The 14,273-nt window shown below is 47.4% G+C and carries 13 protein-coding genes; 11 read left to right on the forward strand and 2 right to left on the reverse strand.

Annotated features, from left to right (window positions below; genetic code table 11):
• Nucleotides 1-11 precede the first annotated feature (11 nt).
• Nucleotides 12-278, reverse strand: a complete 267-nt coding sequence (locus FH974_RS07135; protein WP_047885330.1) for a YiaA/YiaB family inner membrane protein — start codon at nt 276-278, stop codon at nt 12-14.
• 362 nt (nt 279-640) lie between these two features.
• On the opposite strand from FH974_RS07135, the gene pcp reads away from it, so the two are divergent.
• The 8 genes from pcp (at nt 641) to FH974_RS07175 (ending at nt 10,846) form a co-directional block, all read left to right on the forward strand.
• Nucleotides 641-1,342: a pyroglutamyl-peptidase I gene (pcp, locus tag FH974_RS07140; RefSeq protein WP_047885331.1), complete on the forward strand. Its 702-nt coding sequence runs from the start codon at nt 641-643 to the stop codon at nt 1,340-1,342.
• 195 nt (nt 1,343-1,537) lie between these two features.
• Nucleotides 1,538-2,521 (forward strand): phenylalanine--tRNA ligase subunit alpha, encoded by a 984-nt coding sequence (gene pheS, locus FH974_RS07145; protein ID WP_047885332.1) that lies wholly within the window; start codon nt 1,538-1,540, stop codon nt 2,519-2,521.
• 18 nt (nt 2,522-2,539) lie between these two features.
• The gene (pheT, locus tag FH974_RS07150) at nt 2,540-4,927 is read left to right on the forward strand and encodes a phenylalanine--tRNA ligase subunit beta (protein WP_047885333.1); all 2,388 of its coding nucleotides are present in this window, start codon (nt 2,540-2,542) and stop codon (nt 4,925-4,927) included.
• Between the two features lie 481 nt (nt 4,928-5,408).
• Nucleotides 5,409-5,705, forward strand: a complete 297-nt coding sequence (gene ihfA, locus FH974_RS07155) for an integration host factor subunit alpha (RefSeq protein ID WP_047885334.1) — start codon at nt 5,409-5,411, stop codon at nt 5,703-5,705.
• A gap of 290 nt (nt 5,706-5,995) precedes the next feature.
• Nucleotides 5,996-7,039, forward strand: a complete 1,044-nt coding sequence (gene astE, locus FH974_RS07160; protein ID WP_053061821.1) for a succinylglutamate desuccinylase — start codon at nt 5,996-5,998, stop codon at nt 7,037-7,039.
• 143 nt (nt 7,040-7,182) lie between these two features.
• Nucleotides 7,183-8,175, forward strand: a complete 993-nt coding sequence (btuC, locus tag FH974_RS07165) for a vitamin B12 ABC transporter permease BtuC (RefSeq protein WP_207103627.1) — start codon at nt 7,183-7,185, stop codon at nt 8,173-8,175.
• 13 nt (nt 8,176-8,188) lie between these two features.
• Nucleotides 8,189-8,977, forward strand: coding sequence for a vitamin B12 ABC transporter ATP-binding protein BtuD (gene btuD / locus FH974_RS07170; protein WP_169776028.1), 789 nt, complete (start codon nt 8,189-8,191; stop codon nt 8,975-8,977).
• Between the two features lie 39 nt (nt 8,978-9,016).
• Nucleotides 9,017-10,846 (forward strand): M3 family oligoendopeptidase, encoded by a 1,830-nt coding sequence (locus FH974_RS07175; protein WP_047885336.1) that lies wholly within the window; start codon nt 9,017-9,019, stop codon nt 10,844-10,846.
• A gap of 148 nt (nt 10,847-10,994) precedes the next feature.
• Here the strand turns inward: FH974_RS07175 and FH974_RS07180 are convergent, their stop codons facing one another.
• Nucleotides 10,995-11,630, reverse strand: coding sequence for an outer membrane beta-barrel protein (locus tag FH974_RS07180; RefSeq protein ID WP_047885337.1), 636 nt, complete (start codon nt 11,628-11,630; stop codon nt 10,995-10,997).
• A 743-nt stretch (nt 11,631-12,373) separates the two neighbouring features.
• Here FH974_RS07180 and FH974_RS07185 point away from each other — a divergent pair.
• From FH974_RS07185 to FH974_RS07195, 3 genes are all read left to right on the forward strand, one after another.
• Nucleotides 12,374-12,922 (forward strand): hypothetical protein, encoded by a 549-nt coding sequence (locus FH974_RS07185; RefSeq protein WP_047885338.1) that lies wholly within the window; start codon nt 12,374-12,376, stop codon nt 12,920-12,922.
• Between the two features lie 197 nt (nt 12,923-13,119).
• Complete coding sequence (locus FH974_RS07190; protein WP_047885339.1) at nt 13,120-13,371, forward strand: hypothetical protein; 252 nt, start codon at nt 13,120-13,122, stop codon at nt 13,369-13,371.
• Between the two features lie 126 nt (nt 13,372-13,497).
• Nucleotides 13,498-14,244, forward strand: a complete 747-nt coding sequence (locus FH974_RS07195) for a glucose 1-dehydrogenase (protein ID WP_047885340.1) — start codon at nt 13,498-13,500, stop codon at nt 14,242-14,244.
• The last annotated feature ends 29 nt before the right edge of the window (nt 14,245-14,273 follow it).

Consider the following 14,273-nt stretch of genomic DNA (forward strand, 5'->3'; position numbering starts at 1 on the left):
CACAAACAAAGTTATAGTCGGCTTTCATCCAAATCGTTTAACAGTTGCGCGGTTTTGGCTTCTTCAAGTTTGTTCATTAATCGTTTTGACTCAACCTGATCACGTACCGCTTTACTCAGCGTAATGGTCGCACTGACCAGGAAAAGGCTGCAGATACTGTAGTAACCTTTAATCAGCAGGTCGCCGGGTAATTTGATGATGCTGATGACCATCGCCACAACGGCAATCAGAAATGTCGCTTTGGCATAAATTAACCAGTATTTTTCTTGTGTATTCATTGTATTGCTCCTTATGCATTAACTTTTAGGGTCTGGTGAGTGATACCAAGACTTACAGCCTCATAGTCATTCGGTTATCACATTGAAACAAAACGAATAGTTAAGAGAGTTGGAATACATAACTCATCAATCGAACAGTGTTTTTAATTTAGTGGTATATTTCGGTTAATGCAACATTGTTTTTAATAAAATGTTTAAACAGAACGATTGGATTGAGATCATGCGATGAGACTCACGGTTTTATGTCATTGGATTTTCGACAAACTTTGCGTCTGATTATGATGCCTGCATGATCGAATCAGGTTTAAAAGGATGTGAGGGTGGCAAGCGAACGATTATCCACAGTGACAGAGGCAGACAACATGACGAAGAGAAAGGTGCTGGTGACAGGTTTTGAACCTTTTGGCGGAGAAGCACTTAATCCATCAGCATTGATTCTTGAGCAGTTAGCCCAACCGGAAGCGCAGTCCAGGCTGCATCAGGCTGGCGTGGTTCTTGTTACCCAAAAGCTGCCTGTGGTACGTCGCAGTGCAATTGAGCAATGTATTGTTGCTATCGAAAAGTATCTGCCGGATATGGTGATCATGCTGGGGCAGGCCGGGGGGCGTCCAGCCATTAGCTTCGAAAAAGTGGCTATTAATCTTGATGATTTTCGTATTGAAGACAATGCCGGTAACCAGCCAGTTGATGAACCTGTGGTGACAGATGGACCGGCCGCCTATTTTACAACTATGCCCGTTAAAGCCATGGTGCAGGCGGTGAATGGGGTAGGTGTCCCGGCTGAGATTTCTTACAGCGCCGGCACTTTTGTATGTAACCACCTGTTTTATGGCGTCATGCACTACCTGGCTCAATTCAACCGTAACCTATCGCGTTCAGAACAGAGCGATCTGCACATTCGGGCCGACTTTGTACATGTCCCTTTTTTGCCGGAGCAGACCATGGGTGATGGTCACAAACCTTCACTGACGCTGACGCAGATGACGGAGGGAATCTGCGCCGCAATTGTCTGTGCTGCGGTGACAGGTGACGACATCCGGTCACAAGGGGGAAATCTTCATTAATGCCGGTGAAATGAGCCTTTAATAGGACACCCAATAACAATCGCGGGATCAATGGGCTAAAGACGATTTTTTTCGCCCAATCCCACGCTTTTAGTGCGATTGGATTTGGATTTAGACGCATGTTTCTTTAGTATGTATCGTTACGCGAATTTATATCTCCCTAAAGGACGCCACCTGTAGGTGGATGAGGAAACGATGCAACATCTAGACGAGATTATTGCCAACGCAACGGCAGCTATTGAGCAGGCTGAATCATTAGTCGCTCTGGACGAAGTCCGCGTCCAATATCTGGGCAAGAAGGGCGAACTGACTCTTCAACTTCAGAGCCTGGGCAAACTTCCACCGGAAGAGCGTCGCTCAGCAGGTCAGGAAATCAACAAAGCGAAAGGTGCTGTACAGCAGGCTATTGCAGCGCGTAAAGACGCACTGCAAAGTGCCGAGCTGGAAGCGAAACTGGCCGCAGAAATGGTTGATGTGACTCTGCCTGGTCGCCGCATCGAAAACGGTGGTCTGCACCCGGTTACCCGTACGGTTGAACGTATCGAGCAATTCTTTGGTGAACTTGGCTTCAATGTGGAGTCTGGCCCTGAAATTGAAGATGCTTTCCACAACTTTGATGCGCTGAATATTGCCGCAGATCACCCTGCACGTACGGATCACGATACCTTCTTCTTTAACCCAGATCTGATGCTTCGTACTCACACTTCAGGGGTTCAGATTCGTACGATGGAAAATGGTAAGCCACCATTTCGTTTCATCGCACCGGGCCGTGTATACCGTAACGACTACGACCAGACTCATACCCCAATGTTCCATCAGGTAGAAGGTATGCTGGTAGACGAGAATGTAAATTTCGCACAGCTGAAAGGCATTCTGCATGACTTCCTGTGTAACTTCTTCGAGGAAGAAGTGGAAGTCCGTTTCCGTCCGTCATACTTCCCGTTCACAGAGCCTTCTGCAGAAGTAGACGTGAAAGGTAAAAATGGTAAGTGGCTTGAGGTTCTGGGCTGCGGTATGGTTCATCCGAACGTACTGCGCAGCGTAGGCATTGATCCTGAGAAATACTCTGGTTTTGCATTCGGTATGGGTGTAGAGCGTCTGACCATGCTTCGTTATGGTGTAAACGATCTGCGCGCGTTCTTCGAGAACGACCTTCGTTTCCTGAAACAGTTCAAGTAATCCAGAGGTTTAGACACAATGAAATTCAGCGAATCATGGCTTCGTGAGTGGGTAAATCCTGCGATTACTACTGACGAACTGACTCACCAAATTACTATGGCTGGCCTTGAGGTAGACGACGTGCTGCCTGTTGCCGGCTCTTTCACTGGCGTAAAAGTGGGTCACGTTGTTGAATGTGGCCAGCACCCGGATGCTGACAAACTGCGTGTAACGAAAGTTGACGTGGGCGAAGAAGAGCTTCTGGACATCGTTTGTGGTGCGGCAAACTGTCGTCAGGGCCTGAAAGTGGCTGTAGCGACTGTTGGCGCAGTACTGCCGGGTGATTTCAAAATCAAAAAAGCGAAGCTGCGTGGCCAGCCTTCTCACGGCATGCTGTGTTCATTCACTGAACTGGGTATTGACGTTGAGTCTGATGGCATCATGGAGCTGGCAGAAGACGCAGTAATAGGTACTGACTTCCGTGCGTTCCTGGGTCTGGATGACGTAACTGTTGACGTTGACCTGACGGCTAACCGCGCTGACTGTTTCAGCATTCGTGGCATGGCGCGTGAAGTGGGCGTACTGAACCGTGCAGACGTGACTGAGCCTCAAGCTGATGCAGTTGCGCCTTCTATCGATGACACCGTCTCGATTGACGTGAAAGCGCCAGCAGCGTGTCCTCGTTACCTGGGCCGTATCATCAAGAACGTAAATGTTCAGGCGGAAACACCACTATGGATGCAAGAAAAACTGCGTCGTTGTGGTATTCGCTCAATTGACCCTGTTGTAGACATCACTAACTACGTGCTTCTGGAGCAAGGTCAACCAATGCACGCATTTGATCTGGCGAAGATCGAAGGTGGCATCGTCGTTCGTATGGCTGAGCAAGGCGAGAAGCTGACTCTGCTGGACGGTACAGAAGCAGAATTGAACGCCGATACACTGGTTGTCGCAGACCACAACAAAGCACTGGCAATCGCCGGTATTTTTGGTGGCGAAGCGTCTGGTGTTACTGGCGAAACAAAAGATGTGCTGCTTGAGTGTGCATTCTTTGCACCTGACCATATCCGTGGTCGTGCGCGTAGCTACGGTCTGCACACTGATTCTTCTATGCGTTTTGAGCGTGGTGTGGATTACGCACTGCAGCACAGCGCGATGGAGCGAGCCACTCAGCTGTTGGTTGAGATTTGTGGCGGCGAAGTGGCCCCTGTGGTCGCGGTTGAATCTGACGCAGACCTGCCAAAGGCAAATACTGTATCACTGCGCCGTGCAAAACTGGACAGCCTGCTGGGTCACCACATTGCTGATGCAGATGTGGTTGAAATCCTTGAGCGTCTGGGTATGGCTGTTGCGACAACCGAAGAAGGTTGGTCTGCGATTGCGCCAACCTGGCGTTTTGACATTGCGATTGAGCAGGATCTGATTGAAGAAGTTGGCCGTATCTACGGTTACAACAATATTCCGAATCAGTCTCCGGCTGCTGCACTGAAGATGCACGATCACCAGGAAGCCAACCTGCCTCTGAAACGTGTTCGTCATCTGCTGGTTGATCGTGGTTACCACGAAGCGATCACTTACAGTTTTGTCGAGCCTGAGCAGCAAAAGCTGATCGTACCGGATGTTGAGCCGCTGGTACTGCCAAACCCGATTTCGGCAGAAATGTCAGCAATGCGTCTTGGTCTGCTTCAAGGGCTGCTGAATACCGTAGTTCACAACCAGAAACGTCAACAGCCGCGTGTTCGCCTGTTCGAATACGGTCTGCGTTTCATTCCTTGTGAGTCTGCTGAAAATGGCATGCGTCAGGAGCCGATGCTGGCAGGTGTTATCGCAGGTACTCGCAGTGAAGAACACTGGGATATCGCGACGAACACCGTTGATTTCTTCGATCTGAAGGGCGACCTGGAAGCCATTCTGGAACTAACTTCTAACGAGAAAGCATACAGCTTCAAGGCGGCTAAACATCCTGCACTGCACCCAGGTCAGTCTGCTGCCATCATCGTTGACGGTAAAGAAGTGGGTGTGATCGGTACTGTTCACCCTGAACTGGAGCGCAAGTTTGGTCTGAATGGCCGTACGATCGTGTTCGAAATCGAATGGTCAGCCATCGACTCTCGTGTGATTCCGGAAGCTGTAGCTTTGTCTAAGTTCCCATCTAACCGTCGTGATATCGCGGTTGTTGTAAATGAAGACATTGCAGCTGGTGACATTCTTGAGGCATGCAATGCTAACGGTGGTGAGCTGCTGAAAGACGTTAACCTGTTTGACGTTTATCGCGGTAAGGGCATTGAAGAAGGTCAGAAGAGCCTGGCAATTGCTCTGACACTGCAGTCAGCAGAACGTACCCTGGAAGAAGCCGATATTGCCGCAGCGGTTGAGAAGATTGTTACAGCACTGTCTGAGCAATTTGGTGCCAGCCTGCGCGATTAATGCAAATCCAGCATCGCGAAGGGGTGTTCATCGATCGATTAACAACCAGCCTTCATGATGTTTTAAGTAATTGTTTTATCAAGAGCAGTCCTTCGGGGCTGCTTTTTTTGATCTAACTCTAATTTATCTAACTTTTTGATAGTTAGCGGTTATTCCTATATGTCCATAAATTGATAGTTGGATATTTTGTAAATTATCAACTTTGCAGCAAATGTTATTGCTATCCATTCATCTAAAGCACAACCTGATGCATGTTTTTGACGGTTTGGCACATGCAAAAATCAATAATTTGACAGCAAGTTCACTTAAAAAAGTTGGCGGAAATCAGGAAGTTGGCATAAACTTGTCTCTAGCTAGGATATCCAGTGTCGAAAACGTCCTCCAGTTTTCTGACGCACAGGGTCTTACTGGACTAATACGCTGCAGGTATAGCCCTTGTTATAGCTGCGATCCATTCAACATAGTCTTGAGGGAATTATCTATGGCGCTCACAAAAGCCGATTTGGCTGAGAACCTGTTTGAGAATGTTGGATTAAGCAAACGGGACGCCAAGGATACGGTGGAAGTCTTCTTCGAAGAGATCAGAAAGGCGCTTGAGTGTGGCGAACAAGTTAAATTATCAGGTTTTGGTAACTTTGACCTTCGTGACAAAAATGAGCGTCCTGGAAGGAATCCAAAAACGGGTGAAGATATTCCGATTTCTGCCCGCCGGGTTGTGACTTTCCGACCAGGTCAAAAACTGAAAGCTCGCGTAGAAAATATCGAAATCAAAGAGTAAAACGCGGGACCGGATGATAAGAACCCAGGTAAGGTGTGTAGAACTTACCTGGGTTTTTCTTTGCCTGTTATTTGCTTCACTTGTTCGTTCCACATTTCCACTTCAGGTTAGCGAAAAATTCTTAGCCTACCTCCAATTACAGCGCTTTTTCTGATTAAATTTACTTAAAACGCATCAGATGTGTGATGTTGATGTTAAATATATGTTTTTCTGCGGTTTGATTTACAAGGGGAGAGCGCTAAAATGTCGGCATCCCGATTGAGAAATACTGATTAACAGGGAGAAGTTCAATGGGAATGTTAAAGCTGGTGAAAAGCGGAGACTTTCTGGCAGCAAGCCTGAATATGGAGCTGTCAGTAAAAACAGGAAAGTGGCATACCGCCAGCGGTGTAAAATGTGAGCTTCTTGGGCGAGGGATTTTGCAAATCACCCCGCCGGACCTCGCTGAAGATACAAAAGATATCGTGCTGTCTTCAGGGGTTCACGGTGATGAAACCAGCCCGATTGAATTGGTTCAGCAACTGGCACGACGAATTCTGGTTGATGGTCTGGTACCTGCCCACCGTTTATTGCTGATTATTGGCCATCCTGAGGCGATCAATCTGCACAAGCGGTTTGTGGTCGAAAACATGAACCGACTGTTCAATACCGAAAATCCAACAGAAAATCCTGATTGCCTGCGTGCAAACGAATTGCAGCAAGCGGTTATTAATTTCTATTCTCACCCTGATCGCCAACAGGCTTCACGTTGGCATCTGGATCTACACTGTGCGATTCGCGATTCAGAGCACTATACTTTTGCCGTTAGTCCATTTACGGAAAATCCTACCCGCAGCAAAGCCCTGTTTTCATTTATGCAGCGTGCTGAGTTAGAAGCGGTACTGCTGTCAAGCAGCTCGTCTTCGACGTTTAGCTGGTTCAGCGCGGAGAAATTTTCTGCTCAAGCACTGACGGTAGAATTGGGGAAAGTGGCGAAGTTTGGTGAAAATGACCTGGAGCGTCTGGCCGCTTTTGATCAGGCAATGCTGGAGCTGGTGACCGTACCGCAAGTTGAATACCACTGGCAGGGTGATCTGCTAAGTATTTATAAGGTCACTCGGACCCTGGTTAAACAGACCGATGAGTTTAAGCTGAACTTCCCGAATGATCAGGCTAACTTCACCTTTTTCGATCAAGGTAAGCTGCTTGGCAGTGACGAAGGGGTTGAATACTTCGCGTTAGAAGGCGGAGAAGCCGTTGTCTTTCCGAATGCCAATGTTGCTCTGGGTCAGCGAGCTTGTCTGCTGGTGCGTAAAACAGAGGTGAATCTGGGTGAGCAAATCACCGTGAAGTAAGTCGGATTGATTAAATCGGAGTCACTTTTGTCTGAATAATCATTGGGCTAGTGAGGGTTGCTTTCCATTTCCTGACTGAGCGAGTATGGTAATACCAAACTGGCTGGTCAGTTTGGTTTAAACCTCATTATTGTGTACTCCTGATGCTACTGAATGAACTAAGAGTTCGCCACGAGTCCAGATGGCGACTGGCAATCTTGATAGCAGGCGTCTTGCTAATGGCGGCCTGCTTTTTTTCCCTTGCGGTCGGTGAAATTTTTATCTGGCCGTGGTCACCTGACGGTCTGCTGGAACAGCAGTTACTGACACAATTACGTTTTCCCCGTTTGTTGGCGGCATTGGCGATTGGTGCCTCTCTGGCGGCCTCTGGAGCTGTGTTGCAGGTATTACTGGGGAATCCGCTGGCAGAACCCGGCGTATTAGGCATTTCCGGTGGTGCCAGCCTGGCTTTGGTTGTCGTCCTATTTGCTCTGCCACTCGCACCGACGCCATTGATCATGATGGCAGCGGCAATGGTTGGTGCGTTCTGTTTTACGCTTATTCTGGTCGGGTTGTCTCAGCGACGCAAAGTGTCAACGGCACGGCTATTACTGATCGGTGTTGCACTTGGGATTTTATCCGGTGCTATGGTGACCTGGGCTTTCTACTTCAGTGATGATCTGAATTTACGCATGCTGATGTACTGGCTGATGGGAAGTGTCGCCGGTGTGAGCTGGCCGCAACTGGTGCTGCTGGTCGCGATGATGCCTGTTCTTGTCTGGCTCTGCTTGCAGGGCAAAAAGCTGGATTTACTGATGCTGGGCGAAAACCAGGCCAGACAACTGGGGCTGGATGTCGCGGCATTTCGCTGGCGTCTGATTCTGATTGTATCCCTGTTAGTCGGCGCTTCCGTTGCCCTTGGGGGCATTATTGGGTTTATCGGGTTAGTGGTGCCGCATCTGCTCCGGCTCGCACTGGGGGCGGAAAATCGCTTTCTGTTGCCGCTCTCGGCTTTGTTTGGCGCTTTGTTACTGGCACTGGCAGATACTTTGGCCAGAGTGCTGCTTCCGGCAGCCGAGTTGCCAGTGGGGGTGGTGATTACAACGCTCGGTGCGCCATTGTTTATCTGGATGTTGCTCCGATCTCAGCTAGATTGATGGAATAAGCTTGATGACGTTATCTCAAACACATGCATCTGTGGTGATTCAGGCGCACAATCTGGCTATGCCACATCGTTTACTTCCGGTTTCTTTTGACGTGAAAGCCGGGGAAATTGTGCATTTAATTGGGCCGAACGGCAGCGGTAAAAGTACCGCCATTGCCATGCTATCGGGGCTGGTTGATTACCAGGGAGAGATTCAGTTCTCCGGGAAAGCACTAGTGCAGTTTGATTTGGCCACACTGGCCCGGAACAGGAGCTATCTTTCTCAACAGGACCGGCCCGCTTTTGCTGTGGCGGTGTATCACTATCTGTCACTTTCTCTCTCGGCGATTGGGCAGGTTGATGAAGAGCATGCGCAAGCGGCTGTTAACGAAATTTGTACCGCGCTGAAAATCAGAGACAAACTGAACCGAAGTATTCAGCAGCTTTCAGGCGGCGAGTGGCAACGGGTAAGGCTGGCGGCGGCGTGTCTTCAGGTGTGGCCGGATCTCAATCCGGATGCTCGGCTTCTGTTGCTGGATGAGCCGGCGGCAGCGCTGGATATCGGCCAGGAAGCGGTGATGTACAAATTGATCCGTAAAGTGGCCAACATGGGCATAGCTGTGGTGATGGCCAATCATGATTTAAATCGTACTCTGCGCGAAGCTGACAAAGTGTTGCTACTGAACAACGGTTCCTGTGTTGCCAAGGGGCAGCCCAAAGAAGTTATGACGGTTGAGATGCTGGAGCAGGTGTTTGCGACCCGTATTCAGCGTATAGAGCATGATGGGCGCGCCTGTCTGCTGTTTAATGATTAATAGGGTTCCGGGTGTTACCCGGATCGTCAAGGAGGAAAAATGACAATACCGAGCTGGGATCTTTCCATTGCTTATCGTGATCTGGATGATCCGAAGATCCAACAGGATCTGGCCTTCGCGGAAGAAAAATTGCCTGAACTGGTAAAATTTGAAACCGGGACGCCGGAAGGGCTGGCTGGTGCCCTAAAACTTCTGGCCAGTGTCAAGCTGCGAATTCATACCTTGTCTACATATGTGAACTGCCTGCTCTCTGTGGATGCATCTGATGTTGCTGCCAAGAAAGTGATGGGTAAGGTCAACAAGCTGCTGTCACAACTAGAGCAGGCCATCACACCGTATAACCAGGCAATCGTTAATCTTGAAGACAGTGACTTCAACCTGCTGATGACAACCTACGGCATCGAGGAATGGCGTTTCAGACTGGAATGTGCCCGTATGCTGAAAAATCGTCAGCTGTCCATCGCAGAAGAGCAGTTGATGACAGCTCTGGATCAGGACGGACGTGAAGCGTGGGGAAGGTTGTATGACAACATCACCGGCAGTTTGTCGGTTACCCTGACTTTGCCTCATGGCAAAAAAGAAACCATGGGGCTGTCACAGGCGGCCAGCCTTTTGTATGGCGGAGACAGCCTGCGTCGTGAACCAGCCTGGCGCGCGATTTCAGAAGCGATGACGGTTCATCAGGAAAGTTTTGCGGCGATTCTGAATGCCCTGGCCGGTGCGCGTCTGACTGAGTATGACAAACGCAGTCATACCGAGCAGGTACATTTTCTTGATCCAAGCTTGCATCTTAGCTGCATCCAGAAACAGACGCTGGATTCTATGATGAATGTAGCAAAAGACAGCCGCCCAATCGGGCAGAAAGCCGGTTTGCTGATGGCGCGTCTGTTTGGGACTGAGAAACTGAAGCCCTGGGATGAGCTTGCCTCTATGCCGGCATTGCTGTCGGCAGAGTCGCCGACAGAAACTACGGCCTCGAATGACGGTCAGACATACAGTTTTGAGCAAGGTATCGACATTATTCGTGAAGCCTTTGCTGGAGTGAATCCGGAAATGGGCGAGTTTGTCGATATGATGGTCGAAAACAAGCTGATTGATGCCGCGCCACAGCCAAACAAGCGCTTGGGGGCTTACTGTACCAAACTTGCCGATACCCGTACGCCGCTGGTGTTTATGACCTGGGGTGGAAGTATGTCCGATGTGCTGACACTGGCACATGAACTTGGCCATGCTTTCCATAACTGGGTGATGCGTGATATGCCGTTGCAAAAAACGCAATATCCAATGACGCTGGCTGAAACCGCATCGATCTTTGCTGAAAACGTGGTTCGCGATGCATTAATGGATAAAGCCCAGAGCGATCAGGACAAGCTGTTGATGCTATGGGAAGAAGCCCAGTCGGCATTGGCCCTGCTTATTAATATCCCGGTGCGTTACGAATTCGAAAAAGCGTTTTATGATCAGCGTTCGGCAGGGGAGTTCACTCCGGATCAGCTCAAGGCGTTAATGTCTGAGACCTGGCGTGACTGGTATGGCAATGCAATGGACGAAACCAGTGAGATGTTCTGGGCCAGCAAGCTCCATTTCAGTATCGCTGACATCAGTTTCTACAATTACCCATACCTGTTCGGCTATTTGTTCAGTAAAGGTGTTTATGCGCAACGTGCTGCGAAAGGTGAACATTTCTATGAAGACTACAAAGCCTTACTGCGTGATACCGGCTCTATGATGGCTGAAGAGGTAGTTGAAAAACACTTGGGCATGGACATTCGCCAGCCAGAATTCTGGCAGCAGAGTGTGGATATGGTAGCGAAACAGATCGACGAGTTCGAAAGGTTACTGGCAGCTTATCAGACAGAGAGTAAATAACAGTCAGCCTTTTAGCGTTCTTCATTCTCTATTTTCGTTTCTGATGTTTTGTGTAAACTCAGACTAGCAGAAAGAAAAACAGCCCGGGAGTTACCCGGGCTGTTGCTAAGTACATGTTGTTGCTTTTTTGATTGTCTTACCGACGTGATCAGAAGCTGTAGCGTGCACCCAGTTGGAAGTTCGTTTCTTTCAACACGTCAAAGTCGCGGTGAGCCAGGTTGGCTTCCAGGCTCATGTGCTCAGATACTTTGAAGTTGTTACCCAGACGCAGTTCAGTCATTGATTCATCATAGTTGGCAAAGCGTACTGCAGGCTCTACTGTCCAGTTATTCATTACCTGGTAACGTGCACCCACTTCACCGGTAAAGCCGCTGTCATCGTTGCTGACATTAACTGAGTGGCCAAAATAGTTCACGTCGTAATCAACAGTGATTGTTGACAGACCAGCCAGACCGTACACAGTCAGATCATTGTTAATCGGGAAGTAGTAACCTAGACCCAGCAGGCCCTGAGAAACGGTCAGGTCATCTTTTACCAGTGCTTCACCACGCGTTTCAACAAACACATTACCCGTAAAGTTCCAGCTACCACGCAGATAAAGACCTGTCATGCTGTCTGTAGAATCGTTGAAATTTACAGAAGTGTGGATATCTTCGTTTAACTCACTGTGAGACAGACCACCAGAAATGTAGTTGAAGTTCTGGGTCAGGTTACCATTGTCAGCCTGAGCGGCAAAAGTGGTTGTCAGAAGTGCAGCAAGCGGAAGAAGCATAACCTTTTTCATTTTTTTACCTTATTTTTCTATATTCATTCAATAGTGAACGGTGTTTAATTGATGTTTGCATTTCACCGTTGATGTTGTTGGCAGGATAGTAATCATAAATAAAATAGTGTGCAATAAAATTTTGACCATTGTTTTATTAAGTGGCTAATTTTTGCTCTTATGTATGATTTATGTGGCATATCGAGGTGGTTTCGGAGATAGGAAGTAAATCTCAGACTGCTAATTTTGAAGCGCATTATTAGGGGCTATAGTCTAACTTACTATCGTCTTCGTCTTCGTCTTCGTCTTCGTCTAAGAGTACCTGTTATATGTAAGTTTTCATTACTTGGTCTGAGGTGTGGTTGGAGTATCGCAGATTTTAATGATGAAAAATGGATAAAGCAGTGTATTAATAATATTCATCATAAGCATTGCAAACATTGTGTTCGACTAATTCCCTATAAGAATTTATTGTTTAAAGTGATGCCTTAATGTAATAAATTGAATGAGTTAGATTCATAATTTAAAAATTAGATCTTAACATCGCATTGGCCAAATTTTGAAAATGTGAATAAGCTCATAAGACAGTCATTTAGTGGCTTGTGACTCAATTTTATGCTTTCAATGTTGTTTCTATAGCGATTTAATACCTCCTCATAATTCAGGCTAATAACTTAAAAATAATGCTTTCTGGTATTGGATGAGCAATAAATTAATTAGCTGATACTGATATAAAATAGTTAAAACTCATATAGGATAAAGAAATGTCGATGAAAAAAATGGCTGTTGTAACTGTCTGCACTTTGGCGCTGACGGCGTGTTCTACAATGCAGCCTCCACGTTACTCAACGTCTGTTGATAATATTCAAAAACTTAAAACTTTTGATGGTGCTAAAGCTCGTGTTACAGAGCTTACACAAACGTCGAATTTTAGCGCGAACTGCCGCCTGATGGGGCCTATTGAGCCTGCTGATGGTTTAACCATTCCAGCATTTATCACCAAAGCAATCAATGATGAATTCAAGATGGCAAATATTTATTCAACTGATGGCACCCAAATAACGGGTGAAATCACCAATATTGAATTTTCATCAACATCTGGTCTGACAAATGGGTATTGGGATATTGGAGTGGTATTAAATTCGTCAAACGGTAACTCGATGTCTGTGAGCAATAAATATACGTTCAAAAGTGGTTTTGATGCCATTACTGCTTGTAATGCCACAGCGGATGCCCTGACGCCGGCAGTACAGGATCTCATCAAGACTGCAGTGAATAATCCTGCGTTTTCTGGTTTGATTCAAACAAACTAAGCGTTAGAAATAGTTCGCAATTTTCAGATGACGTTAAAAGGCATATGAGCATTATCATATGCCTTTATTTTTGATCATCAATCGCGATTGATAATATCTGAATACAGAACAGGAAAAGTACAAATGCGTTTGATATTGGCTGTAACCATGATTCTGCTGACTGGGTGCGCCACAGAGAGTAAAAAGAATATGAATATATGTTAAACACCGGAGAACCTGCCTCACCAGAGCAGGTCATCGCCGTTAAACACCACTGTCGATATGATGAGAATATCCAGTTAGTGTCTGAGTACATGGGTATGGCGATTTCCGTCGGGCGATATGAATCACAATTTGGTTCGAAGGCGTCAGCGGGCTATATCAACAAAGCAAGTGAGTTAATGACACAAGTCACTCAATGTTTGCATGACAATGGTTTGTCGACCCGAGAGAAACCTGTGCATGGTTAATGGTCGGGATGTAAAAATGTAAAACTGCTTATAAAGCATTGAAAAATAGAAGATCTTATTAAATAGATGTTATTCTGCTTACAGACTTTTGTATTCCCTTTTTATCATCGAAAACAAGGACGATTTATGAGTGAGAAAGTAGTCATTATTACTGGCAGCAGTCGAGGAATTGGGGCGGCAACAGCAAAATTACTGGCGCGAAAAGGTTATTCAGTCTGTGTTAACTATCGTGATAAAGCTGAACATGCAAATGATGTCGTGGAAGAAATTGCTAAGGCCGGTGGTAAGGCGATAGCGGTGCAGGCCAATGTTGCCAATGAGCAGGATGTGATTCGCCTGTTTGATGAGTCAGAGCGGGCGCTGGGGCCGGTGACTCATTTGGTCAACAATGCCGGTATTTTATTCACTCAATCTCGATTAGTCGATATCGATGTTGAACGATTCAATCAGGTAATGACAACGAACGTAACCAGTTGTTTTCTTTGTTGTCGTGAAGCCGTTAAACGGATGCAAAAAGGGCGATTGGTCAGTGGCTCGATCGTGAATGTGTCCTCTGCGGCGTCAAGATTAGGTGCGCCGTTTGAGTACATAGATTACGCCGCGTCGAAAGGGGCGATGGATGCTCTCACCAAAGGATTGTCGCTGGAAGTGGCCAGTGAGGGAATACGGGTTAACAGTGTGCGTCCAGGATGTATTTATACGGAGATGCATGCTGATGGCGGGGAACCGGGACGAGTGGAACGCCTGAGTCCGATGATCCCGATGAAACGTGGAGGTACTCCGGAGGAGGTGGCTGAAGCGATTGCCTGGCTGTTATCCGATGAAGCGTCTTACGTTACGGGCACGTTTATTGACCTTGCTGGTGGCCGGTAACGGGCTGCGGCCAATTTCACTGGCAGGCA

The organism is Photobacterium ganghwense (genome assembly GCF_017329545.1).
In the GTDB taxonomy this organism is placed as follows: Bacteria; Pseudomonadota; Gammaproteobacteria; order Enterobacterales; family Vibrionaceae; genus Photobacterium; species Photobacterium ganghwense.